The organism is Streptomyces sp. NPDC049627, from assembly GCF_044465645.1.
GTDB lineage: Bacteria > Actinomycetota > Actinomycetes > Streptomycetales > Streptomycetaceae > Streptomyces.
On record NZ_JBITLW010000025.1, the window covers coordinates 16,524 to 40,569 of the forward strand.

Consider the following 24,046-nt stretch of genomic DNA (forward strand, 5'->3'; position numbering starts at 1 on the left):
GACGGGCTGAAAATGCCGTGACCGGCGTCGTGGGGGGACGGTGGTGTCTCGTTCTCGATCGCCGGACGGGCTGGATACAGCCGACCGGCGCCGACACGTGTGGACCCGCTCGTGTGGTCAGGCTCTGGGGGGTGTGGGGGCCGGCAGGTATGGCGCTGTCGATGGCAGGCTCAGGTCTGAGGGGAGCAGGGAGCCCACCCAGCAGTCACGGCGTACGCCCTGGTGGACCATGGCGGAGCGGAGGGTGCCCTCCGGGGTGAAGCCGGTGCGGGTGGCCACCGCGCGGGAGGGGAGGTTGCCGACCTCCGCGCGCCATTCCACGCGGTCGATCGAGACGTGGACGAAGGCCCAGCGGGACGCGGCGAGGACGGCCTCGGTGATGTAGCCGTTGCCGCGGTGTTCCTTGGTGCCCCAGAAACCGATCTCGGCATCGCTCATGGAACGCATCGTGAGACCGAGCATGCCCACCAGTTCCTCCCCTTCGGGGAGAAAGAGCCCCCAGGTGAACATCGAACCGTGGCGCCAACCCTCGGGGACCATTTGGTGCGTGAAGCTGTGGGCGTGCTCGTACAGGTAGGGCGAGGGGATCGTGGTCCAGCGCAGGATGTCGGGGTCCTGGACGGCCTCGTACACGGCATCGGTGTCCTGGGGGCCGACCGTGCGCATGAGGAGGCGGTCGGTGGTGAGCGTGACGGGTTCCATCGACCGATTCTGCTCGGGGGGCGGTGCGAACGCCATTTTTTATGCGGTGCGTGAACCATGCGGTGCGTGACCGTGCGATCGCGTCTCGCACAATTCGTTGGCGGAACGCGGCACCATCCGCGACCCCCGGCCGTTGTCCCTTTGACGGAGATTTGAAGCAGCGGACCGTCGTCGTCCCCGGCAGGCTCCCGGCGCGGCGGGGTCCTCGCATACGATGGCCGTTGCTCAGACAAGTCAAATGGAAACCGACCGTCCCAGGCCCGACCGGCAAGGAGACCAACCCCCGTGTCCGTCCTCTCGAAGATCATGCGTGCAGGCGAAGGCAAGATCCTGCGCAAGCTGCACCGCATCGCGGACCAGGTCAACTCCATCGAAGAGGACTTCGTCGACCTCTCCGACGCCGAGCTGCGAGCCCTCACCGATGAGTACAAGCAGCGCTACGCCGATGGTGAGAGCCTGGACGACCTGCTGCCCGAGGCCTTCGCCACCGTCCGCGAGGCCGCCAAGCGCGTCCTCGGACAGCGGCACTACGACGTCCAGCTGATGGGTGGCGCCGCCCTCCACCTCGGCTATGTCGCCGAGATGAAGACCGGTGAGGGCAAGACCCTGGTCGGCACGCTGCCCGCGTATCTGAACGCTCTTTCCGGAGACGGCGTTCACCTCATCACGGTCAACGACTACCTGGCCGAGCGCGACTCGGAGATGATGGGCCGCGTCCACAAGTTCCTGGGTCTGTCCGTCGGCTGCATCCTCGCCAACATGACCCCGGCGCAGCGCCGCGAGCAGTACAACTGCGACATCACGTACGGCACGAACAACGAGTTCGGCTTCGACTACCTGCGCGACAACATGGCCTGGTCGAAGGACGAGTTGGTCCAGCGCGGTCACAACTACGCCATCGTCGACGAGGTCGACTCCATCCTGGTCGACGAGGCCCGTACGCCGCTGATCATCTCCGGCCCGGCCGACCAGGCAACCAAGTGGTACGGCGACTTCGCCAAGCTGGTCACGCGCCTGAAGAAGGGCGAGGCCGGAAACCCCCTCAAGGGCATCGAGGAGACCGGCGACTACGACGTCGACGAGAAGAAGCGCACCGTCGCCATCCACGAGTCCGGCGTCTCCAAGGTCGAGGACTGGCTGGGCATCGACAACCTGTACGAGTCGGTGAACACGCCGCTCGTCGGTTACCTGAACAACGCCATCAAGGCCAAGGAACTGTTCAAGAAGGACAAGGACTACGTCGTCATCGACGGCGAGGTCATGATCGTCGACGAGCACACCGGCCGTATCCTCGCAGGCCGCCGTTACAACGAGGGCATGCACCAGGCGATCGAGGCGAAGGAAGGGGTGGACATCAAGGACGAGAACCAGACGCTCGCCACGATCACCCTGCAGAACTTCTTCCGCCTCTACAGCAAGCTCTCCGGCATGACCGGTACGGCGATGACCGAGGCCGCCGAGTTCCACCAGATCTACAAGCTCGGCGTGGTCCCGATCCCGACCAACCGGCCGATGATCCGCAAGGACCAGTCGGACCTGATCTACCGCACCGAGGTCGCCAAGTTCGAGGCCGTCGTCGACGACATCGCCGAGAAGCACGAGAAGGGCCAGCCGATCCTCGTCGGTACGACGTCGGTCGAGAAGTCCGAGTACCTGTCGCAGCAGCTGAGCAAGCGCGGCATCCAGCACGAGGTGCTGAACGCCAAGCAGCACGACCGTGAGGCGACGATCGTCGCGCAGGCCGGCCGCAAGGGTGCCGTCACCGTGGCCACCAACATGGCCGGCCGTGGTACGGACATCAAGCTCGGCGGCAACCCCGAGGACCTCGCCGAGGCCGAGCTGCGCCAGCGCGGCCTCGACCCCGAGGAGCACATCGAGGAGTGGGCCCACGCCCTGCCCGCCGCCCTGGAGCGGGCCGAGGCGGCCGTCAAGGCCGAGAAGGAAGAGGTCGAGTCCCTCGGCGGCCTGTACGTGCTCGGTACCGAGCGGCACGAGTCGCGGCGTATCGACAACCAGCTGCGCGGACGTTCCGGCCGTCAGGGCGACCCGGGCGAGTCCCGCTTCTACCTGTCCCTCGGCGACGACCTGATGCGGCTGTTCAAGGCGCAGATGGTCGAGCGTGTGATGTCGATGGCGAACGTCCCCGACGACGTGCCGATCGAGAACAAGATGGTCACGCGCGCGATCGCGTCCGCCCAGTCGCAGGTCGAGCAGCAGAACTTCGAGACCCGTAAGAACGTTCTGAAGTACGACGAGGTCCTCAACCGGCAGCGTGAGGTCATCTACGGCGAGCGGCGCCGCGTCCTGGAGGGCGAGGACCTGCACGAGCAGGTGCAGCACTTCATGGACGACACGATCGACGCGTACGTCTCCGCGGAGACCGCCGAGGGCTTCGCCGAGGAGTGGGACCTCGACCGGCTGTGGGGCGCCTTCAAGCAGCTCTACCCGGTGAAGGTGACCATCGAGGAGCTGGAGGAGGCGGCCGGCGACCGGGCCGGTCTCACCGCCGAGTTCATCGCCGAGTCCATCAAGGACGACATCCACGAGCAGTACGAGCAGCGCGAGGCGCAGCTCGGCTCCGAGATCATGCGTGAGCTGGAGCGCCGGGTCGTGCTGTCGGTCCTGGACCGCAAGTGGCGCGAGCACCTCTACGAGATGGACTACCTCCAGGAGGGCATCGGCCTGCGCGCGATGGCGCAGAAGGACCCGCTGGTCGAGTACCAGCGCGAGGGCTTCGACATGTTCACCGCCATGATGGAGGGCATCAAGGAGGAGTCCGTCGGCTACCTGTTCAACCTGGAGGTCCAGGTCGAGCAGCAGGTCGAGGAGGTTCCCGTCGAGGACGCCAAGCCGGTGGCCGACCTGGAGAAGCAGGACGCGGTGCCGGCGCAGGCGGGCGCGCGTCCCGAGATCCGTGCCAAGGGGCTCGAGGCTCCGCGCCGTCCCGACCGGCTGCACTTCACCGCGCCCAAGGTGGACGGCGAGGGCGACATCGTCGAGGGCGACTTCGCCAACGGCGACGAGCCGGTGCGTTCCGAGGCCGACGGGCTCACGCGCGCGGAGCGGCGCAAGCAGTCGCGTGGTGGGCGGCGTCGTAAGAAGTAACGCCGTAAGAAGCAACGCCGGATGAAGGTGCCCCGAGCAGACAGCGCCGTCGAGCAGACAGCGACGGTGCCCGCGGTGCCGTAGCAGCCGGAAGGGCCGGGTCTCCCGTTGGGGGCCCGGCCCTTCGGCTTGCGGTCCGACGCGGTGGTCTGTCGTCGTCCGTGCGTGCCCTGTGGCTCTGTGGGAGGGGTCAGTCGTCGCCCGTGTGTGGCCTGCGAGGACCGCCCAGTTCGACCGCCGTGCAGCGCCAGCGGAGGTCCTGGCCCCGTTCCAGGCGGAATGCCATCGCGCGCAGTTGGTCGCCGGCTCCGATGCGGGCGAAGACTTCCACGGCGCCGGGGCGGGGTTCGAAGTAGCCGATGTCGCGGACGACGGGGCGGGTGCCGCGGGTGCGCAGGGGGCTGCGTTCGGCCAGCCAGGCGAGTTCGTCGTAGGCGCGGCCGGCGGTGTGGCGGAGCATCGAGTGGACGGGGCGTTGGCCGCTCAGGACCAGGAGCAGGCGGTCGGCGAAGACGTCGGTGGGGCGGGGTTGGGGGACGGCGGGTCGGTGAGGCGTGGTTTCGCCGGCTCGCGTGTGGAGGTTTCCCGGCGTGGGGGCTGAGGCCGGGTGGGTCGCGCAGCCCGGCGCTGACGGGGTGCCGCCTGCGCCCACCCGTGCCGCCCCAGCGGCACGACTGCCCGCAGGCTGCGGGGGTGCGATGGGGCGAGGCAAAGCGGTGGCTGGGGGCGGCGTGATGGGCTGCGACTGGACCGGGGCTGTCGGCGGCGTGATGGGGCGCAGCCGGCCGGGGGCGGCTGGTGGGCGCGGGTCGGTGGGCCTGGTGCGGGTGCGGGTTGCCATCGCGCCCGGTGAGGCGGGTGGGCGGCCGTCCGGGGGTGTCGTGCGGGAGGCGCCGGCACCTGGTGTGCGTGGCGGGCGGCCGCCCGGGGAGGTCGTACGGGAGGTGCCACTGCCCGGGGCGCGTGGCGGGCGGCCGTCGGGGGAGGTTGTGCGGGAGGTGCCACTGCCCGGTGTGCGGGGTGGGCGGCCGTCGGGGGAGGTTGTGCGGGGGGTGCCACTGCCCGGGGTACGGGGCGGGCGGCCGTTCGGGGACGTCGTACGGGTCGTGTCGCTGTCAGGTGTGTGCGGCGGGTGGCCGTCGGGAGCCGTCCTGTGGGGCGTGCCTGTGGCGGGGGTGAGGGGAGCCGGTGTGTGGGCCGTTCCTGCGCTCGGTGTGCGGGGTGGCGTGGTGCCGGGGCGGCGGGGGTCTCGGCGGCTCGGGGGGCGGGTGCCGGGGCGGAGTTGGGCCCTGGTCATGACCTTGTTCATGGGGTCCCCGTTCGGTGAGCCCGGCCTTGTACCGGGCGGTAACTTCGCGGTCGGTGATCTTGTACGGGGTTCCGGGTGTCGGCGGCAAGGAAGCGGGGACCTGGATCGGGCGGCAGGAAACTTCACTTATCCGGGTGACCGAAGGGTGTGGAAGGCCCGTGTTGATGGGGCGGTGCCGGGTGAGTTTCCGGACTGGAGTGGACGCCGGGCGAGGTGGCGGCGGGGACTCGAAAGGGGACGCCCGCACGTATCCTGAAGGCTCTCCGGGAGGTGCGGGACCGCCCTCTCGGTTCCTTGCGGAGCCTTACGAACACGAAAGCGGTCAGCCATGCGCGTCTACGTCCCCCTGACCCTCCCCGGTCTCGCCGAGGCGTACAAGACGGGCGAGTTGGGGACCGGGCCGCTCGTCGCGTACGCCGTCACGCCCGCGTTGCGTGAGTGGTATCTCTCGGACGACATCGAGGAGTTGGAGTACGCGGCGCTGAACCGGGCCGCACTCGCCTCGCTGCGGCTGCTGGCGGCGGACGCCGGGGCGGCGCGGCGTCGGGTCGTGGTCGCCGTCGACGTGCCCGACGGGGCGGCGGTCGCCGACCCCGACCGGGGGCTGGATCCGGCCGCGCTGGGTGAGGTGCGGATCGCCGGGGGTGTCGCACTGGCCAAGGCGGCCGCGGTGCATGTCGACTCGGGTGACGCGGAGGCGGATGTGGCGGCGGCCGCCGAGGCGCTCGAGGCGGCGGACGGTGGGGACGACGACGCGCAGTTCATCGTGGACGGAGCCGAGGATCACGAGCTGCTGTGGTACGCGACCCAGGAGATTGCGAATCTGGTGGGGCTGGGGGACTGAGGCCGGCGCCCGCCCGCTCGTCCGGATGCCTCGTTGACCTGCTGTTCTCTTGATTGTCAGTGGTGGCGGGTACGGTTTTTGGCATGGGGATGCGAGTAGGGGCGCACATTGTCTGGGACTGGAACGGGACCCTGTTCCACGACAATGACGCGATCATCGGGGCGACGAACGCGGCGTTCGCCGAGCTGGGGCTGGAGCCGATCACGATGGAGCAGTACCGGTCGCTGTACTGCGTGCCGGTGCCGAAGTTCTACGAGCGGCTGATGGGGCGGCTGCCGACCGAGGCCGAGTGGGAGGTCATGGACGTGACCTTCCACCGGTACTACGCCGAGCACCGGGTGCGGTGCGGTCTCACCGAAGGCGTGGCGGAGCTGCTCGTGGAGTGGCGGTCGGCGGGGCGCAGTCAGTCGATCCTCAGCATGTATGTGCATGACGAACTCGTGCCGCTGGTACGGGGGTTCGGGATCGAGGAGCACTTCATACGCGTCGACGGGCGGACCGGGCCGTCCGGGGGCAGCAAGGCCGAGCACATGGTGCGGCACATCGCGGCGCTGGCGAGCGTGGATCCCGCTCGCACGGTGGTCATCGGGGACGCCGCCGACGATGCGGTGGCGGCGTTGCACGTGGGGGCGCGGGCCGTGCTCTACACCGGGGGATCGCACAGCCGGGCGAGCCTTGAGGAGGTGGGCGTGCCGGTGGTGGACACGCTCGGTGAGGCGGTCGCGGAGGCGGAGCGGCTGGCGGCGTAGGCGGCGGGCAGCCGGTGTCCGGTGGGCGCAACCGGGTTCAGTGGTTCCGCCGGGTCCGGTGGTGCCGCTGGGTTCGGCGGTGAGGTACCCGGTTGGTACGACTGCCCGCAGCCATGGTGCTGGGCCGGTCAGGTCATCGGTGCCGTGGACATCACGTCACCGGTGCCTTCGCCCGTAGCACCGTCAGGAACTCCCGCATCCAGCGGGAGTGGTCCGGCCAGGCGCGGGAGGAGACCAGGGTGCCGTCGACCACGGCCTCGGCGTCCTGGAAGGTGGCGCCGGCGGCCTGCATGTCCAGCTCCAGGGCGGGGTACGCCGTGACGCGGCGGCCGCGGAGGCTGTCGATCGCGGCGGTGAGCAGGGGGCCGTGGCAGATCTGGGCGACCGGCTTGTCGGCGTCGAAGAACGACTTGAGGATCTTGCGGAGTTCGAGGTCGTTGCGGAGGTACTCGGGGGCCCGGCCGCCGGGGATGACGAGGGCGACGTAGTCGCCGGGGTCGACCTCGGAGAAGGCGAGGTCGGCGGGCCAGGTGTAGCCGGGTTTCTCGGTGTAGGTGTCGAAGCCGGGTTCGAAGTCGTGGACGACGAACTGGAGCTTTTTGCGGGTGGGGGCGGCGATGTGGACGTCGTAGCCCTCTTCGCGGAGGCGCTGGTAGGGGTAGAGGACCTCCAGGGACTCTGCGGCGTCGCCGGTGACGATGAGGATTTTCGCTGTCATGTCGGGTGCGCTCCTCTTTTTGGCCGTGGTCTGCGTCTCCGTGGGGCCTTATGGGCAACGTGCCTCGGGGGCGGGGTCTTGCCAAGGGGCCGTGCGTCGTCGGGGGTGCCGGGACGGTGGGTTTCGCTTGGCGGTGTTTGCTGGGTGCCGGGCGTTGTAGCTGAGGCCTGGCCGTTGCGCAGTCCGGCGCTGCGGGGTGCCGCCTTTCTTTGGGTCGGGACCGCCCCAGCGGCACGACTGCCCGCAGCTACGGGCGCTACGGAACCGTTCGCCGGTGCCGTGGGTGTTGCCGCTGCCGTGGGTGTTGCCGTGCGGCTTCGGGTCACCGTCTGTTTTCGGACACGGGCTGCCTCCAGGTGGCGTGCTTTCGTCTTGGTTCGCCGTTCAAGCTCCGCCTCGGCCGTGGATACCAGCCTCGCGCTCGCCGCCCCACCTCGCCAGTTACGCCCTGCCCGCCCCGTTTGCCCCTGTGCAGAACGTCAAAGTTCCACCCCTGGTTTTGTACACATACGGCTCATGACGGGCCCCCTGTAAGGAGCGATAGCCTTAGTGGCGTGATCAGCGCGATAGCTCGCGGGGGCACTGGAGCCCCTGCCCTGCGCCCGGCGAGCACGGACGACATCCGTGACCGGGCGGCGGTCGCTGGTCTTCGCGGGCGGGAGGGGGGCGTAAGGGTTCCCGGGACGTCATGCACACCCTGGGCCCGGACGTCGCAGAGAGCAGCGTCACACCCCGTGGGCAGCTCAAAATTGGCTCATATATCCCCGCTCATCTCACCTCGCGGCATAGCGTCGAAGCAGACCGGACACCCCGCGTCGCGGCGTTACGCCGGAGGGGAAGAGACCGTACTTCCTTCAACGTCACGCAACGGCGCGCGACAGGAGCCAGAGGACAATGCAGACCAAGCTGGACGAAGCCAAGGCCGAGCTGCTCGAGAGGGCTGCCCGGGTAGCTGAGAACAGCCCGGTCGGGGGGTATCTACCGACCGGGACGACGGACGAGAGCACGCCCGGCACCCCGGACCACGACACCGTGCTCGCGTTCCTCCAGCGCTACTACCTGCACACCGCCCCGGAGGACCTCACCGACCGCGACCCGGTCGACATCTTCGGAGCCGCCTTCTCGCACTACCGTCTGGCCGAGAACCGCCCCCAGGGCACGGCCAACGTGCGGGTGCACACGCCCACCGTCGAAGAGAACGGGTGGACCTGCAGCCACTCCGTCGTCGAGGTCGTCACCGACGACATGCCCTTCCTCGTCGACTCCGTCACCAACGAGCTGACCCGGCAGGGGCGGGGGATCCATGTGGTCATCCACCCGCTGGTCCACGTCCGCCGCGATCTCACCGGCAAGCTCATCGAGGTGCTCCCCGCAGCGCCCGCCGGCGAGCTGCCGCACGACACGCACGCCGAGTCCTGGATCCACGTCGAGTTCGACCGCGAGACCGACCGCGGCGACCTGAAGCAGATCACCGCCGACCTGCTGCGCGTCCTGTCCGATGTCCGCGAGGCCGTCGAGGACTGGAGCAAGATGCGGGACGCGGCCCTGCGCATGGCCGACGAGCTGCCCCGGGAGCCCACCTCCGACCTGCGTGAGCAGGAGATCGAGGAGGCCCGCGAGCTGCTGCGCTGGCTGGCCGACGACCACTTCACCTTCCTCGGCTACCGCGAGTACCAGCTGCGCGAGGACGACTCGCTGGCCGCCGTGCCCGGCACCGGTCTGGGCATCCTGCGCTCCGACCCGCACCACGCCGAGGACGAGAAGCACCCCGTCAGCCCGTCCTTCGAGCGGCTGCCCGCCGACGCCCGCGCCAAGGCCCGTGAGCACAAGCTCCTCGTCCTGACCAAGGCCAACAGCCGGGCGACCGTGCACCGGCCGTCGTACCTCGACTACGTCGGAGTGAAGAAGTTCGACGAGAACGGTGAGGTCGTCGGCGAGCGGCGCTTCCTCGGCCTGTTCTCCTCCGCCGCCTACACCGAGTCCGTGCGCCGCGTGCCCGTCGTCCGGCGCAAGGTCGACGACGTGCTGCAGCTCTCCGGGTTCTCGCCCAACAGCCACGACGGGCGCGACCTGCTGCAGATCCTGGAGACGTACCCGCGCGACGAGCTCTTCCAGACCCCGGTCCCCGAGCTCCAGCGCATCGCCACCTCCGTCCTCTACCTCCAGGAGCGCAGGCGGCTGCGCCTCTACCTCCGCCAGGACGAGTACGGCCGCTACTACTCCGCCCTCGTCTACCTCCCGCGCGACCGCTACACCACCGGCGTGCGCCTGCGGATCATCGACATCCTGAAGGAGGAGCTCGGCGGCACCAGCGTCGACTTCACCGCCTGGAACACCGAGTCGATCCTCTCCCGGCTGCACTTCGTCGTCCGCGTCCCGCAGGGCACCGAGCTGCCGCAGCTCAGCGACAGCGACAAGGAGCGCATCGAGGCCCGCCTGGTCGAGGCCGCGCGTTCCTGGGCCGACGGCTTCGCCGACGCGCTGAACGCCGAACTCGGCGAGGAGCACGCCGCCGAACTGCTGCGCCGCTACTCCAACGCCTTCCCCGAGGGCTACAAGGCCGACCACTCCCCGCGCTCGGCGGTCTCCGACCTCGTCCACCTGGAACAGCTCACCGAGGACAACAACTTCTCGCTGAGCCTGTACGAGCCGGTCGGTGCCGCCCCCGAGGAGCGCCGGTTCAAGATCTACCGCAAGGGTGCGGCCGTCTCCCTGTCCGCCGTTCTGCCGGTCCTCAACCGGCTCGGTGTCGAGGTCGTGGACGAGCGGCCGTACGAACTGCGCTGCACCGACCGCAGCGTCGCCTGGATCTACGACTTCGGTCTGCGCATGCCCAAGTTCCAGGGCGGCGACTATCTCGGCGACGACGCACGCGAGCGGTTCTCGGAGGCGTTCGCCGCGACCTGGACCGGCAAGGCGGAGAACGACGGCTTCAACGCCCTCGTGCTCAGCGCCGGGCTGACCTGGCGGCAGGCGATGGTGCTGCGGGCGTACGCGAAGTACCTGCGGCAGGCGGGCTCCACCTTCTCGCAGGACTATATGGAGGACACCCTCCGCAACAACGTCCACACCACCCGCCTCCTCGTCTCCCTGTTCGAGGCACGGATGTCGCCGGACCGCCAGCGCGCGGGCCGCGAGATCGTCGACGCGCTGCTCGAAGAGGTCGACGCGGCGCTCGACCAGGTGGCGAGCCTCGACGAGGACCGGATCCTGCGGTCCTTCCTCACCGTCATCAAGGCCACGCTCCGCACGAACTTCTTCCAGGAGGCGGCCGGCGGACACCCGCACGACTACGTCTCCATGAAGTTCGACCCCCAGGCCATCCCCGACCTGCCGGCGCCGCGCCCGGCGTTCGAGATCTGGGTGTACTCGCCGCGCGTCGAGGGCGTGCACCTGCGGTTCGGCAAGGTCGCGCGCGGAGGCCTGCGCTGGTCCGACCGGCGTGAGGACTTCCGGACCGAGATCCTCGGCCTGGTCAAGGCGCAGATGGTGAAGAACACCGTCATCGTGCCGGTCGGCGCCAAGGGCGGCTTCGTCGCCAAGCAGCTGCCGGACCCGAGCGTGGACCGGGACGCGTGGCTCGCGGAGGGCGTGGCGTCGTACAAGACGTTCATCTCGGCGCTGCTCGACATCACCGACAACATGGTGGCCGGAGAGGTCGTGCCGCCCGCCGACGTCGTACGGCACGACGAGGACGACACCTACCTCGTCGTGGCCGCCGACAAGGGCACCGCGACCTTCTCCGACATCGCCAACGGGGTCGCCGAGCAGTACAACTTCTGGCTCGGGGACGCCTTCGCCTCCGGCGGCAGCGCGGGTTACGACCACAAGGGCATGGGCATCACCGCCCGCGGCGCCTGGGAGTCCGTCAAGCGGCACTTCCGCGAGCTGGGCGTCGACACGCAGAGCGAGGACTTCACGGTCGTCGGCATCGGCGACATGTCCGGTGACGTGTTCGGCAACGGCATGCTGCTCAGCGAGCACATCCGCCTGGTCGCCGCCTTCGACCACCGGCACATCTTCATCGACCCGAACCCGGACGCGGCCACCTCCTACGCCGAGCGCCGCCGCCTGTTCGAGCTGCCCCGCTCCAGCTGGGAGGACTACAACACCGACCTGCTGTCGGCCGGCGGCGGCATCTTCCCCCGCAGCGCCAAGGCGATCCCGGTCAACGCGCACATCCGCGAGGCCCTCGGCATCGAGGGCAAGGTCTCCAAGATGACGCCGGCCGATCTGATGAGGGCCATCCTCAAGGCGCCGGTGGACCTGCTGTGGAACGGCGGCATCGGTACGTACGTCAAGGCCTCCACCGAGTCCCACGCGGACGTCGGCGACAAGGCCAACGACCCGATCCGCGTCGACGGCGCAGACCTGTGCGTCAAGGTCGTCGGCGAGGGCGGCAACCTGGGCCTGACCCAGCTCGGCCGGATCGAGTTCGCACGGCAGGGCGGCAAGATCAACACCGACGCCATCGACAACAGCGCGGGCGTCGACACCTCCGACCACGAGGTGAACATCAAGATCCTGCTCAACAGCCTGGTCGCGGACGGCGACATGACGGTCAAGCAGCGCAACAAGCTGCTCGCCGAGATGACCGACGAGGTCGGCCGCCTGGTGCTGCGCAACAACTACGCGCAGAACACGGCGATCGCCAACGCCCTCGCCCAGTCCAAGGACATGCTCCACGCCCAGCAGCGCTTCATGAAGCACCTGGTCAGGGAGGGGCACCTGGACCGTGCGCTGGAGTTCCTGCCCACCGACCGCCAGATCCGCGAACGCCTCGGCACCGGCCACGGCCTGACCGGCCCGGAGACGGCCGTCCTGCTGGCGTACACGAAGATCACGGTCGCCGAGGAGCTGCTGCACACCTCGCTGCCGGACGACCCGTATCTGAGCACCCTGCTGCACGCGTACTTCCCGAGTGCGCTGCGCGAGCGGTTCCCGGAGCACCTCGTCAGCCACCCGCTGCGCCGTGAGATCACCACGACCGTGCTGGTCAACGACACGGTCAACACGGGCGGTACGACGTATCTGCACCGGCTGCGCGAGGAGACCGGCGCCTCGCTGGAGGAGATCGTCCGGGCGCAGACCGTGGCCCGCGCGATCTTCCGCTCGGCGGCGGTGTGGGACGCGGTCGAGGCGCTCGACAACAAGGTCGAGGCCGACGTCCAGACCCGGATCCGGCTGCACTCGCGCCGTCTCGTCGAGCGCGGCACGCGCTGGCTGCTCAACAACCGGCCGCAGCCGCTGGAGCTCGCCGAGACCGTCGACTTCTTCGCCGAGCGGGTCGAGCAGGTGTGGTCGCAGCTGCCGAAGCTGCTGCGCGGCGCGGACCTGGAGTGGTACCAGCAGATCTACGACGAGCTGACCGGCGCCGGCGTCCCGGACGAACTGGCCAGCCGGGTGGCCGGGTTCTCCTCCGCCTTCCCGACGCTGGACATCGTGTCCGTGGCCGACCGCATGGGCAAGGACCCGATGGACGTCGCCGAGGTCTACTACGACCTCGCCGACCGCCTCCACATCACCCAGCTCATGGACCGCATCATCGAGCTGCCGCGCGCCGACCGCTGGCAGTCCATGGCCCGCGCCTCCATCCGTGAGGACCTCTACGCCGCCCACGCGGCCCTGACCTCGGACGTGCTCGCGGCCGGCAACGGCAGTGCGACGCCCGAGCAGCGCTTCAAGGCGTGGGAGCAGAGGAACGCGGCGATTCTGGGCCGGGCGCGGACGACTCTGGAGGAGATCCAGGGGTCGGAGGCCTTCGACCTGGCCAACCTGTCGGTGGCCATGCGGACGATGCGGACGTTGCTGCGGCAGCATTCGTAGGCCGTATGTGCGTCAGGGCGCCCCGGGCTGTGACAGCCCGGGGCGCTCACGCATTCGGGACAAAACGGGAATTACAGTGCTCGGGTGAGCACGATGCGGGCCGCGTTGCGGAGAACCACGGTCGTTCCGCAGGTCGCCGCCGCGCTGGTCGTCGTTCTGCTGCTTCTGGTGATCGTTCGGCTTCCCTGGGCCGGTGACCTCGGGATGCACGCGGCGACCGTCGAACGGTTGCGGCACGACCTCGTCGACCCCGGCAATCCGCTGGTCGACGCCGATACATCGAGCCCGTACTACTCGCCCTGGATGCTGGTGCTCGGGTGCGTCGCGCGGGTGACGGGGGTTTCGGTCTTCGTCGTGCTGCGGATCGGCGCGGTGGTCGGGCTGGGGCTGCTCGTCAGCGGGGTGTGGCGGTACGTGCGGACGCTGAGCGCGCATCGGGCCGCGCCTGCGCTTGCCGTGCTGTGTCTGGTGTTCCTGTGGGGGACGTCGCTGTTCGCGTGGAGCGGGTTTCTCGGCCTGAACTCCCTGGCGCTCACCGTGTCGTATCCGAGTGTGTTCGCGCTGGGGCTGGCCTTTCACTTCTGGGCGTGGCTGGCGGGGGCGGTGCGCGAGCCGGCGGCGGGGTGGGGGGTGTGGATCGGGCTCGGGGCGCTGTGGGCGGTGATTTTGCTCTGCCATCAGTTCTCCGGGGTGGTGGCTTCTCTGGGGGCGCTGGCCACGGTGGTCGCTGCGCGGGTGGGGCGACGGGTGTGGTTGCGGGCGGCGGGTGGGCTGGCCGTGGGGATGGTGGTGCTGTGGGGGTGGCCCTACTACGACTTCTTCGCGTTGTTCGGGGCGGGCGGTGAGCTGGAGTCGGTGCATCGGGGGCTGTATCGGGATCTGGTGGGGAGGTACTGGCTGGTCCTGCTGGGGGTGGCCGCGCTGGGGGTGCGGTGGTGGCGGGATCGGTGGGATCCGCTGGTGCTGTTCTTTGCGGCGGGAGTGGTGGTTGTGGGGGTGGGTGGGGTCAGTGGGCACTACTCGTGGGGGCGGGCGCTGCCTGCGGTGGTGATTCCGGCGCAGGTCGCTGCCGCGGTGGGGGTGGTCGAGGGGTGGCGGGGCCGGCGGCGTGGGGTGGGGGCGGTGGTGCTGGTCGGGGCGCTGGTCGTGGGGGCTTGGACGCAGGTCGGGACGGTGGGGTATGTCGTTCCGCGAGGCGTGCTGCCGGGGGTGGTCGCGGAGAAGTACCGGGCGCCTTGGGTGGGGTATCACTGGGTCACGCCGTGGGTGAAGTACGGGGATGTGGTGATGGCGCGGACGGTTCCGGCGCGGCAGATTCCGGCGTATGGGGCGTACACCGTGGCGCCTGGGTATCCCGACTTCTTCCTGCCGGATGAAGGGCGGCGGGTGGCGGCTGTGCGGCGGTATTTCGCCGAGGGGACTTCGGGGGGTGTGCGGCGGGGGATTGCGGAGGCGTATCGGGTGCGGTGGGTGGTGGATCGGGGGGCTGTGCGGAGGGATGCGGGGTTGCGGGTGGTGGCTTGGGGGCCGGGTGGGCAGGTGCTGTATGAGGTGGTGCGGTAAGGAGGGTTCTCGCCCCCGCCGCCCCTACCCGTCCCATCCTCCAGGGGCTCTGCCCCTTCGACCCCGGTCCCTGGGTGCCTGCGGCCCCCAGACCCCCGCTTTCGGCCCTGAAGGGGCCTCGTCCTCAAACGCCGGACGGGCTGAAGTGTGCGGGCCGGCGTTGATAGGTGGCCGCGTCTCTGTGGGTGGGTGGGGGTTGGGGATGGTGTGGTCTCGCCCTCGGACGTCGGACGGGCTGGATGACGCGGCCGGCGAGGAGAGGTGGAGCCCCGGGCTGAGTGGAGCTGGCCGGTGTCGAGGGGGGCTGAAAGGCGGAGCCCGGCGCCGAAGTCCTTGCTCTATCTCAGTGCGCTCCTCAGCAAGCGGGCTGCCCTTCTCACCCTCGGGCGTGCCATGTGGCGTACCACTGGGCGTACCAGCCTTGCCGTGACGCCCACCGGTTGCCAGCGGAGCTGGAGGCGGCCTGGGCCGCGGCCCTCGGGTTCGATGGTGAGGCGGTGGGGGGCCGTGCCGGTGTGGTAGTTGATGTGGGCCGTCAGGGGTGGGAAGGACAGGGGGGCCAGGAGTACGGCCGTGTGGGTCTGGCCCTGGTGGTCGATGCGGAGGAGGGGGTGGCGGACGCCCTCGAAGCCGTGGTGGGGGACGGGGGCCGAGGTCAGGTCCAGGTGGACCTGGCCTTCGAAGATGCCGGGGCGGACGGGGGAGAGGCGGAAGGGGGTGGTGAGGCGGCGCCGGCCGGGGGTGAGGAGGAGGCTGGCGCGGTGGGGGCCCACCGGGAGGCGCAGGCCGGGGTCGTAGGTCCGGACGGTGAGGTCGATCGACGCGCCGGGGCCGCGGGTGAGTTCCGTGATCTCGTGGCGGAACTGGGCGCTGCGGAAGGGCCGGGTGTCCAGGTCGAGGTCCGTGACGTCCAGTTCGCGGCGGGCCCAGTCGGTGGTGGGGACGGTGTCGCCCCAGTACACGTTGCCTTCCGTGTCAGGGGTCACCTGGCGCGGTGCGACGGCGCGGCCCAGGCCGCGTGCCGCCAGCTGCGCCTCGGGGAAGCGGCGTTCGCGGATCAGCTGCAGGACCACCCGGTCGGTGCGGGGCAGGCGGGCGTAGGCCGTGGGGGAGAGGGTTTCCAGGTAGGGGAGCATGATGTCCGCGAAGGACGCGAGCCAGTCCTCGTCGCGGTACGGCAGGTCCCCGGCGTACATCCGGAAGTCGTGCTTGAGGAACTTGTAGTCCTTGTCCTCGCGCAGCGCCCCGTGCCCGCTCTCGGCGAGGAAGTCGTCGATGAGGCGCTGCACGTGGACGCGGTCGTGGACGTTGTCCAGTTTGTGGCGCTGGTTGGAGATCGATGCCGCGTCCGTGGCCGCGTACGGCGCGATGTGCCAGCGGTACACCGGCTCCGGGATGATCGTGAACTCCTTGGCCAGACAGTACGCCTGCGTGGTGAAGAGTTGGTCCTCGTAGTGGATGCCTTCCGGGAACCGCAGGTCGTGGCGGTCCAGGAACGCGCGGGCGTACATCTTGCTCGTCGCCAAGTGCTCGAAGAGCAGCCGGGGTTCGGAGTCGATGCCGAGCACTGTGCGGCGTTCGGCGACCAGGTGCGGCATCCATCGTCTGCGGCGGCCGCTGTCCTCCCGGACCCGTTCCACCGCGCCCATCGCGAAGTCGATCTCCCGTTCGCGGTGCGCCGCCAGGAGCAGCTCCACGGCGTTGTCGGTGAGTTCGTCGTCGCTGTCGAGGAACATCACGTACGGCGCTCGCGCGATCTCCAGGGCTCGGTTGCGCGGGGCGCTGCAGCCGCCGCTGTTCTGCGGCAGGCGCAGGTGGCGGATGCGGGGGTCCTCGGCCGCCAACCGCCTTGCCACGTACGGGGTCTCGTCCGTGGAGTGGTCGTCGCTGATGATGATCTCGACGGCGGCGTGGGTCTGGCGGCGCACCGACTCCACGGCTCGCGGGAGGCGTTCCGCGTCGTTGTGGACGATCACCGTGACGGTGACGTCGGGGGTCATGACGTCGGAGGCCATGACTTCGGGGTTCATACGGCCTCCCGAGGGCTCGGTGCCGGTGTGCGGTCCTCCAGCGGGATCACCGGCGGCAGGGCGTCCTCGCTCTCGCCCAGGAACACGTGGCGTACGACCCGTTCGGCGGCGCGTCCGTCGTCGTACTCGCAGAAACGGCGGCGGAAGGCCGTCCGTGCCTTCGTCGCGCCCTCGTCCTGCCAGGCGTCGGTGGCCAGGATCTCCGTCAGCTCCTGCTGGGTGCGGGCCACCTGGCCCGGCGGCTCGGCCATCAGGTCGAAGTAGACGCCGCGGGTGGAGCGGTACGTCTCCCAGTCGTCGGCGTAGACGACGATCGGGCGGTCGAGGTTGGCGTAGTCGAACATGATGGACGAGTAGTCCGTGACCAGCGCGTCCGCGGCCAGGGCCAGGTCCTCGACCGGGTCGTAGGCGGAGACGTCGATGATCCGGCCGGTGCGGCGCAGGGCGGTCAGGGGGGACGGCGTGCCGTCGTAGAAGTAGTGGCCGCGGACCAGCAGGACCGTGTCCTCGCCGAGTTGGTCGGCGAGGGTGGCGAGGTCGAGGCGGGGGGTCCAGGCGGCCTCGTAGTCGCGGTGGGTGGGGGCGTAGAGGATCGCGCGGTGGGCCGGGGCGATGCCCAGGCGGTCGCGGATCGTCCGGATGTCGGCCGCTGTGGCCGAGTAGAAGACGTCATTGCGCGGATAGCCGTAGTCGAGCGAGACGAAGCGGGAGGGGTACGCGCGCTCCCACATGCGGGTGGAGTGGCTGTTCGCGGAGACGCTGTAGTCCCACTTGTCGATGCGGGCCAGCAGGGCCTGGAAGTCGAGGCCCTTGGCCGCCGCGGGGAAGTCCAGCTGGTCCACGCCCATGCGTTTGAGCGGTGTGCCGTGGTGGGTCTGGAGGTGGATCGCGTCCGGGCGCTTCACCACCGCGTTGGGGTAGTTGACGTTGTTGACCAGGTACTTCGCCGTGGCCAGCACCTCACGGTAGCGGCGGGTACCGGGGAGTACGTGGTCGGTGTGGGGCGGGAGGAGGGGGGCGTTCTCCGGGGTCACCACCCACACCGGGTGGATCTGCGGGGCGAGTTCGGTGAGCTTGGCCGCGATCGCCGCCGGGTTGCAGGCGACCCCGCGGTTCCAGTACGCCGCGAAGACCGCCAGGTTGGGGTCGACCGGGCGGGACAGGGACTTGCGGTAGTGGTGGTCGCCGAGGGCGGCGGCGACCTGGCGTCCACGGGTTCGTACGGCCGACTTCGCGGCGCGGCGGGCTCGGTTGGCGCTCTGGAAGGCGCGGTACCTGGTGTAGGCGTTCTCTTCGAGGAGGGCACGGCGGATGGCCTCGGGGCCGCTGGGGGGACGGTGCCCGGGCGGGCGGTGCCGGACGGCCGCCTCGCCGGCCCGGCGGAAGAACTCCCTGGCCACCACCTCCGGCATGGCGGTGCGGGCAAACGTGCGCAGGCAGTCCTGGACCATGAGGTCGTACAGGACGGCGTCCGGGGCGGGGCCGGCGGTGGGGAGGGAGTCGGGGCGGTTGCGGGCGAGGGTGAGGAGCGCCTCGTAGCGGTCGATCAGGGCGTAGCGCTGCTCGGGGATGACCGGGGGGAGGCTCTCGGGACGCAGCTCGTAGTGCTCGTACGCCACCTGGTTCAGGGCCGCGATCTCGTCGGCGAGGAGGAGGGCGGCGTAGGCCGCGAACGGCTCGTCGGGGGTGGTGAGTTGTTGTTCGTGCGCCTGCCAGAAGGGGGTGCGCAGCGCGCGGTTGCCCAGGAGCGGGGTGATGCGGAGCGCGGTGCGGGCGATGGTGTCGAGCTGGTGGGCGGCGCGACCCGTGCGGGCCAGAAGGGGGCCGTCCTCGGAGGGCAGGCCGGAGGTGTCCCAGGTGGAGCGGACGTGGTCGAAGAGGAGGACGTCCACCTCGTCCGGGAGATCCGCGAGGCGCTCGGCGAGAGTGCGGGGCGCGCCGGCGGGCAGACCGTCCTTGGCGTGCACGAACTGCAGCCAACGGCCGGAGGCCTGGGCCGCCCCCGCCGACCGCGCCACGGTGTCGTCCGTCCCGTCCGGCAGGGGCAGCACCAGCGTCTCGGAGGCGTACGCCCGGGCCGCCTCCTGCGCCCAGTCGCCGACCGCGGCCACGATCACCTCGACCTCGGGGTGGGGGTGCGCGGCCAGGGAGGCGAGGAGCCCGGTCAGGCGGTCCTGGGTGTTCGGCCCGTGGACGATGACGCTGAGCTCGGGCATCGCGGGGACTCCTTCACCTTTGGCATCACGCCGGGGACCCTGTGTCCGCCATAGTGGCACTAATAGGATGAAAGGGGCCTCCGGAGTTGCGCCTCACGAGGGAGGCCTCCGGTAGGAGCTTCACGCGGGAACAGGAGTCTTCGGCTTCGGCTTGGCCGACTTGTCGCCCGTGAAGGCCTCGTACTCCTTCAGGACCTCGTCCGTCGGGCCGTCCATGCGCAGCTCGCCGCGCTCCAGCCACAGGACGCGGTCGCAGGTGTCGCGGATCGACTTGTTGTTGTGGCTGACCAGGAACACCGTGCCCGCGTGCTTGCGCAGCTCGCGGATGCGGGCCTCGGAACGCTTCTGGAAGGAGCGGTCGCCCGTCGCCAGCGCCTCGTCGATGAGCAGGACGTCGTGGTCCTTGGCCGCGGCGATGGAGAAGCGCAGGCGGGCCGCCATGCCGGAGGAGTACGTGCGCATCGGGAGGGTGATGAAGTCGCCCTTCTCGTTGATGCCGGAGAAGTCGACGATCTCCTGGTAGCGCTCCTTGACCTGCTCGCGGGACATGCCCATGGCGAGGCCGCCGAGGTGCACGTTGCGCTCGCCGGTCAGGTCGTTCATCAGGGCCGCGTTCACGCCGAGGAGGGAGGGCTGGCCGTCGGTGTAGATGTGGCCGTTCTCCACCGGGAGGAGTCCGGCGACCGCCTTGAGCAGGGTCGACTTGCCGGAGCCGTTGGTGCCGATGAGGCCGATGGCCTCGCCCCGGTACGCCACGAAGGACACCTTCTTGACCGCGTGCACCTTGCGCACGCCCGCCGCCTTCTCGGTCTGCTTGCGGCGCAGGATGCGGTTGAGGGCGGCGGTGGCGGAGCCGCGGCCGGCGCCCGTGCCGTTGACGCGGTAGACGATGTCGACGCCGTCGGCGATGACGGTGGGGATCGGCTCCTGTGCGAGCTTTGCGTTGTCAGCCACGGCCGTACGTCTCCTCAGCCTTCCAGAAGTAGATGAAGCCGCCGACTCCGGCGAGCAGCGCCCAGCCCGTCGCGATCGCCCACACGTGCGGCGGGAGCTGGCTCGCCTGGAAGCTGTCGATGAGTGCGAAGCGCATCAGGTCGATATAGACGGCGGCCGGGTTGGCCTGCAACGCCGGGGTCACCCAGGACGGCAGGTGGTGGTGCTTGCTCATCATGTGGGTGATGCTGAACATCACGCCCGACGTGTACATCCAGGTACGCAGCACGAAAGGCATCAGCTGTGCGATGTCCGGCGTCTTCGCACCCATCCGGGCCACGATCATCGCGACGCCCGCGTTGAAGACGGACTGCAGCACCAGCGCCGGGACCGCCAGCGTCCAGGACGCCGTGACCGGGACGCCGAAGCAGAGCAGGATCACGACCAGGGCCGCCATCGAGAACAGCAGCTGCTGGAGCTGCTGCAGCGCGAAGGAGATCGGCAGCGCGGCCCGCGGGAAGTGCAAGGCCCGGACAAGGCCGAGGTTGCCGGAGATCGCGCGGGTGCCCGCCATGATCGAGCTCTGCGTGAAGGTCCAGACGAACACCCCGGTCACCAGGAAGGGGACGAAGTCCGGTATGCCGCGGCTGGTGCCCATCAGTTTGCCGAAGATGAAGTAGTACACCGCCGCGTTCAGCAACGGCGTCAGCACCTGCCACACCTGGCCGAGCTTCGCCTGGCTGTACTGGGCGGTGAGCTTGGCCGTGGCGAACGCCGTGATGAAGTGGCGGCGCGCCCACAGCTGGCGGACGTACTCGGTGAGGGAGGGGCGGGCGCCGCTGACCGCGAGGCCGTGACGGGCGGCGAGGACCTTGAGGTCGGCTTCGGCCGGGGCGGGTGTCGTCGGGGGCGGTGTGTCGAGGACCTGGCTCACATCCGCTGCTTTCGTTCGGGGGGCGGGGGGTGGGCGTGAGGGTGCCGGTGGGGTTCGGCGGTTCCTTACGCTCCTCTTCACGTTCTCTTACGTCGGGACGGGACCGTATCGTCGCAACGTGAGCGTAGGCCGACTAGACGTCGGAACGCAACCGTTTCGTCGCTACGCCCTATGCTGGTCGGTATGACGACCAACGCCGACCAACCGCAGACGCGTCCGCGCCGTCGGAGCCCTGCCGGGGCAGCCGTGCTCCGGGAGGACGTGACGGAGGCCATCCGGGCGGCCGTCTTCGAGGAACTCGCGGCCGTCGGCTATGCGCGGATGTCCATCGAGGGGATCGCGCGTCGCGCGGGTGTCGGCAAGACGGCGGTGTACCGCCGCTGGCGTTCCAAGCTGCACCTCGTGCTCGACGTGGTGTCCGCGATCGCGGTGATGGGTCTGCCCGCACCGGACACGGGCTCTCTGGAGGGCGATCTGCGGCTGCTGTACGAGGTGACCTCGCGTGCGCTGCGCCACCCCGTGGCCTCGCAGATCATCCCGGACCTGCAGGCGGAGGCGGCCCGCAACCCCGAGATCGCCGAGGCTCTGCAGAAGGCGCTGGAGCAGGGGCAGGAGGGCGTCGCCAGCGGGATCGTGAAGGCGGCCGAACAGCGCGGCGAGCTCCGCGCCGGCGTCGACGACGCGCTGGCCCTGGACATCATCTCGGGCCCTCTGTACTGGCGCTCGGTGGTGGCCCGCACCCCCAAGCTGCCCAAGGGCTATCTGGACGCCCTGGCCCGGGCCACCGCTCAGGCGCTCAAGGCGTTGTGAGCGGACTGCGATCGCCCAGGACGACGCGCTGCTGCGGCGATGACCTGCCCGCCCTGCGGGACCACCGCCCCGACGCCCCCGTGCTCGACGCCCGCATGCCGCCGGACCTCCGTGACGAGGGACTGCGCGCCGCTCTCACCGCGGCAAGGAGATGCCCTGCCTGCCGGTCCTCGACGTGAGCGGCGTCGGTTGTCTGCTCACGGGCGGGTCGGCCGGGTCGACGAGTTCCTCGACGCGCTGGAGCGGGTCGCTGACGGCGGCGCCGCCCTGGCCCCCGAGGTCGTCGCCGAGCTCCTCATACTCCTGAGCGGCCTCGTACCGGACGTAGACGGACTCGGGTGACCGTCAGCTCTGTCGGCCGTCGCACACGACGGTGCCGTCCACCGTGTGCGGGACGCGGTTTCCGCAGGCGACCATCTTCCACTCCAGGCGCAGCGTGTAGGGTTTTCCGCCCACGTGGTAGTCGACCCATGCCGCGTCGATGTAGCCGCCCTGTTTGCCCACATCCAGGACGAACAGCAACTCGGTGAAACCGGCGCCGTCCTTCTTCTGGTCCTCGCACCTCTGGGTGATGCGTGCCCCGGCTCGGACGTTCTCGTAGTGGCCGGGTGCCTCCCGGTTCTGGAAGTGCGGAGGCTGCCCCACGGCGGCGCCGATCCAGCCCGCGTCAATGGTGTCCTTCCACATCCGAGGGGTTACGGTCCTCAGCTTCAGGGCGACCGACGTCGGCTTGACGGGCGCGCGGTACCGGACGCCGTCGATGGTGAGGGGATCCCCGTCGGCGGAGCACAGCAGGAAACTGCCGAACGTCGCCGTCCACGGAATGTTCTTGGGCGCGTACACCGACGTGGTGCCCGAGGAGCTCTGGGAGCTGAGCGGGCCCTTCCCGTCGGCGTGTTCCACCCGCTCATCGCCGAGGGGCCGGACGACCAGCAGGGCCACGGCCACAGCCACTGCGACCGCTGCCCCGGTCGCGACCAGAATCAGCGTGGCCCTGCCGCGGATCACAGTTCCTCTTCGATGCGGTTGTAGTACTGCTGCACCTTGGACGCGGGATTCGGCTTGTCGGTGTTGCCGCACAGGGAGTCGTGTCCGGCGTCCATCTTGTAGCTGAGCGTGGACCCCTTGGTGTAGGTGCGGGCCGTACTCAGCTCGATGCCGATCACCGAACTGATCTTGACGCCGCCGGAGTTGGCGTACGCCTTGCCGGTGGTCTTCGTCCACGTGCCCGACGGCATGTTGAAGGTGCACTTCGAGCGGGACAGCCAGTGCGGCGGAAGTCCGTCCGTGTGGATGGTCTTGACGCCGCCGGTCTCCAGCGCGGCCTTCACCTTGCGGTTGATGATGACGCCGCCGCAGTCGTACTTGTACTTGTAGTAGCGCACCTCGGTCCGGTACGAGATGGACATGAAGTTGTCGGGGTCCCACTGGAAGTCGAAGCCCTGGGTGTTGGCCACCGAGGAGCTGCCCTCGGCGGACCACTTGTGGCCGTCCGTCGTGACCGCCGCGCCGTAGGTGATCTCGGAGCCGTTGCTGTGGGTCATCCACACCGTGCCGCGCTTCGTGCCGTAACCGGGGGCGGCCGGGTAGCCCTCGCCGATGGTGGCCCAGGCGTCGTTCTGACCGATCTTCGTGGTGCGGCAGGTGTCGGCGCGGGACACGAAGGCGTTCTTCACACCCTTGGGTGCCCTGCCCAGGTGGACCTTGACCTTGGGTGGCCGACTTGCGGCGGAGCGGGTGCCGGCCGAGGCCTGTCCGGGGATGAGCGGGTCCGCCCAGCTCCGTCCTGCCGCGCCCGCGGACCGCGTGGACTGTCCGCCGACGAGCCGCACGGACTGGGTCGTCCAGGCGTAGCTGTTGCTCTGCGGGTCGTAGATCTCCAGCTCCAGCGACACCAGGCCGTTGGATCCGATGTAGTTCTCGGGCACGTCGGCCGGGTCGACCGCGACGCTGAAGGAGGTGCCGCTGGTGCTGATCCCCGCGGTCGGCAGCTTCAGCATCGGGACGTCGTCGCCGTCGGCGAGGCCGGCGGTCCGGGCGGCGGGAAGGTCGGCGCGCAGCGTGAACAGGGCCCTGTCCAGCGGTATCTGCGTGTCGACCGACCCGGTGAAGGCCACCGGGTCCCCTGTCGCCGCCTGGGATGCGGGCACGTTGAGAAGGCCGGCGACAGCGCAGGCGCCCGCTGCCGTGAGCACGGCGAGTTTCCTCGCGATCATTGGGTTTCCCCCTGGAGCGAGTGCACAGTGAGTGCACAGGAGGCCGGGAGCGCAAGCCCCCGGCCACATGGTCGGCGCAAACTTATCAAGC

Annotated in this window: 15 protein-coding genes and 1 pseudogene; 7 read left to right on the forward strand and 9 right to left on the reverse strand. The window is 69.8% G+C overall.

Annotation, left to right across the window (positions count from 1 at the left end; all coding sequences use genetic code 11):
- Nucleotides 1-117: 117 nt before the first annotated feature.
- Nucleotides 118-702 (reverse strand): GNAT family N-acetyltransferase, encoded by a 585-nt coding sequence (locus ACIBU0_RS43450; protein ID WP_398830207.1) that lies wholly within the window; start codon nucleotides 700-702, stop codon nucleotides 118-120.
- Between the two features lie 285 nt (nucleotides 703-987).
- Between ACIBU0_RS43450 and secA the strand changes: the two genes are divergently transcribed.
- Entirely contained in the window at nucleotides 988-3,807 is a 2,820-nt protein-coding gene (gene secA / locus ACIBU0_RS43455; RefSeq protein WP_398830210.1) for a preprotein translocase subunit SecA, read from the forward strand.
- Between the two features lie 190 nt (nucleotides 3,808-3,997).
- On the opposite strand, the gene ACIBU0_RS43460 is transcribed toward secA, so the two are convergent.
- Nucleotides 3,998-4,648, reverse strand: a complete 651-nt coding sequence (locus ACIBU0_RS43460; protein ID WP_398830212.1) for an Rv3235 family protein — start codon at nucleotides 4,646-4,648, stop codon at nucleotides 3,998-4,000.
- A 796-nt stretch (nucleotides 4,649-5,444) separates the two neighbouring features.
- Here ACIBU0_RS43460 and ACIBU0_RS43465 point away from each other — a divergent pair.
- On the forward strand, nucleotides 5,445-5,960 hold the full coding sequence (locus tag ACIBU0_RS43465; RefSeq protein ID WP_398830214.1) for a DUF6912 family protein: 516 nt from the start codon (nucleotides 5,445-5,447) through the stop codon (nucleotides 5,958-5,960).
- An 83-nt stretch (nucleotides 5,961-6,043) separates the two neighbouring features.
- A complete protein-coding gene (locus ACIBU0_RS43470; RefSeq protein WP_398830216.1) occupies nucleotides 6,044-6,709 on the forward strand; it encodes an HAD family hydrolase in 666 nt (221 codons plus the stop codon).
- A gap of 151 nt (nucleotides 6,710-6,860) precedes the next feature.
- Here ACIBU0_RS43470 and ACIBU0_RS43475 read toward each other — a convergent pair whose 3' ends face one another.
- Complete coding sequence (locus ACIBU0_RS43475; protein WP_398830218.1) at nucleotides 6,861-7,427, reverse strand: DJ-1/PfpI family protein; 567 nt, start codon at nucleotides 7,425-7,427, stop codon at nucleotides 6,861-6,863.
- Nucleotides 7,428-8,321: 894 nt separating this feature from the next.
- On the opposite strand from ACIBU0_RS43475, the gene ACIBU0_RS43480 reads away from it, so the two are divergent.
- Together ACIBU0_RS43480 and ACIBU0_RS43485 are read left to right on the forward strand one after the other, a co-directional pair.
- Complete coding sequence (locus ACIBU0_RS43480; protein ID WP_398830221.1) at nucleotides 8,322-13,253, forward strand: NAD-glutamate dehydrogenase; 4,932 nt, start codon at nucleotides 8,322-8,324, stop codon at nucleotides 13,251-13,253.
- Nucleotides 13,254-13,346: 93 nt separating this feature from the next.
- Nucleotides 13,347-14,816, forward strand: coding sequence for a hypothetical protein (locus ACIBU0_RS43485; protein WP_398830349.1), 1,470 nt, complete (start codon nucleotides 13,347-13,349; stop codon nucleotides 14,814-14,816).
- A gap of 338 nt (nucleotides 14,817-15,154) precedes the next feature.
- Here ACIBU0_RS43485 and ACIBU0_RS43490 read toward each other — a convergent pair whose 3' ends face one another.
- The 4 genes from ACIBU0_RS43490 to ACIBU0_RS43505 all read right to left on the reverse strand — a co-directional run bounded on the left by ACIBU0_RS43490 (nucleotide 15,155) and on the right by ACIBU0_RS43505 (nucleotide 20,929).
- Nucleotides 15,155-16,846 (reverse strand): glycosyltransferase family 2 protein, encoded by a 1,692-nt coding sequence (locus tag ACIBU0_RS43490; RefSeq protein WP_398830224.1) that lies wholly within the window; start codon nucleotides 16,844-16,846, stop codon nucleotides 15,155-15,157.
- Nucleotides 16,843-19,062 (reverse strand): CDP-glycerol:glycerophosphate glycerophosphotransferase, encoded by a 2,220-nt coding sequence (locus ACIBU0_RS43495; RefSeq protein WP_398830227.1) that lies wholly within the window; start codon nucleotides 19,060-19,062, stop codon nucleotides 16,843-16,845. Before ACIBU0_RS43495 ends, ACIBU0_RS43490 begins: the two co-directional genes overlap by 4 nt.
- Before the next feature lie 120 nt (nucleotides 19,063-19,182).
- Complete coding sequence (locus tag ACIBU0_RS43500) at nucleotides 19,183-20,016, reverse strand: ABC transporter ATP-binding protein (protein WP_398830230.1); 834 nt, start codon at nucleotides 20,014-20,016, stop codon at nucleotides 19,183-19,185.
- Nucleotides 20,009-20,929, reverse strand: coding sequence for an ABC transporter permease (locus ACIBU0_RS43505; RefSeq protein ID WP_398830233.1), 921 nt, complete (start codon nucleotides 20,927-20,929; stop codon nucleotides 20,009-20,011). Before ACIBU0_RS43505 ends, ACIBU0_RS43500 begins: the two co-directional genes overlap by 8 nt.
- A gap of 171 nt (nucleotides 20,930-21,100) precedes the next feature.
- Here ACIBU0_RS43505 and ACIBU0_RS43510 point away from each other — a divergent pair, with 171 nt between their 5' ends.
- A complete protein-coding gene (locus ACIBU0_RS43510; protein WP_398830236.1) occupies nucleotides 21,101-21,739 on the forward strand; it encodes a TetR/AcrR family transcriptional regulator in 639 nt (212 codons plus the stop codon).
- A 44-nt stretch (nucleotides 21,740-21,783) separates the two neighbouring features.
- Nucleotides 21,784-22,036: pseudogene (locus ACIBU0_RS43515) on the forward strand (DNA-binding response regulator); the annotation flags it as partial.
- A 48-nt stretch (nucleotides 22,037-22,084) separates the two neighbouring features.
- Here the strand turns inward: ACIBU0_RS43515 and ACIBU0_RS43520 are convergent.
- Complete coding sequence (locus ACIBU0_RS43520; protein WP_398830239.1) at nucleotides 22,085-22,747, reverse strand: hypothetical protein; 663 nt, start codon at nucleotides 22,745-22,747, stop codon at nucleotides 22,085-22,087.
- The gene (locus tag ACIBU0_RS43525; protein ID WP_398830241.1) at nucleotides 22,744-23,955 is read right to left on the reverse strand and encodes a hypothetical protein; all 1,212 of its coding nucleotides are present in this window, start codon (nucleotides 23,953-23,955) and stop codon (nucleotides 22,744-22,746) included. The genes ACIBU0_RS43520 and ACIBU0_RS43525 overlap by 4 nt, the downstream gene beginning before the upstream one ends.
- Nucleotides 23,956-24,046 lie beyond the last annotated feature (91 nt).

Excerpts from the sequence above, each read along its gene's own strand:
- ACIBU0_RS43485 (WP_398830349.1), top strand. The coding sequence starts at position 13,347 with ATGCGGGCCGCGTTGCGGAGAACCACGGTCGTTCCGCAGGTCGCCGCC.
- ACIBU0_RS43460 (WP_398830212.1), bottom strand. The coding sequence starts at position 4,648 with ATGGCAACCCGCACCCGCACCAGGCCCACCGACCCGCGCCCACCAGCC.
- ACIBU0_RS43470 (WP_398830216.1), top strand. The coding sequence starts at position 6,044 with ATGGGGATGCGAGTAGGGGCGCACATTGTCTGGGACTGGAACGGGACC.
- ACIBU0_RS43475 (WP_398830218.1), bottom strand. The coding sequence starts at position 7,427 with ATGACAGCGAAAATCCTCATCGTCACCGGCGACGCCGCAGAGTCCCTG.
- ACIBU0_RS43495 (WP_398830227.1), bottom strand. The coding sequence starts at position 19,062 with ATGCCCGAGCTCAGCGTCATCGTCCACGGGCCGAACACCCAGGACCGC.
- ACIBU0_RS43465 (WP_398830214.1), top strand. The coding sequence starts at position 5,445 with ATGCGCGTCTACGTCCCCCTGACCCTCCCCGGTCTCGCCGAGGCGTAC.
- ACIBU0_RS43525 (WP_398830241.1), bottom strand. The coding sequence starts at position 23,955 with ATGATCGCGAGGAAACTCGCCGTGCTCACGGCAGCGGGCGCCTGCGCT.
- ACIBU0_RS43510 (WP_398830236.1), top strand. The coding sequence starts at position 21,101 with ATGCTGGTCGGTATGACGACCAACGCCGACCAACCGCAGACGCGTCCG.
- ACIBU0_RS43450 (WP_398830207.1), bottom strand. The coding sequence starts at position 702 with ATGGAACCCGTCACGCTCACCACCGACCGCCTCCTCATGCGCACGGTC.
- ACIBU0_RS43480 (WP_398830221.1), top strand. The coding sequence starts at position 8,322 with ATGCAGACCAAGCTGGACGAAGCCAAGGCCGAGCTGCTCGAGAGGGCT.
- ACIBU0_RS43490 (WP_398830224.1), bottom strand. The coding sequence starts at position 16,846 with ATGAACCCCGAAGTCATGGCCTCCGACGTCATGACCCCCGACGTCACC.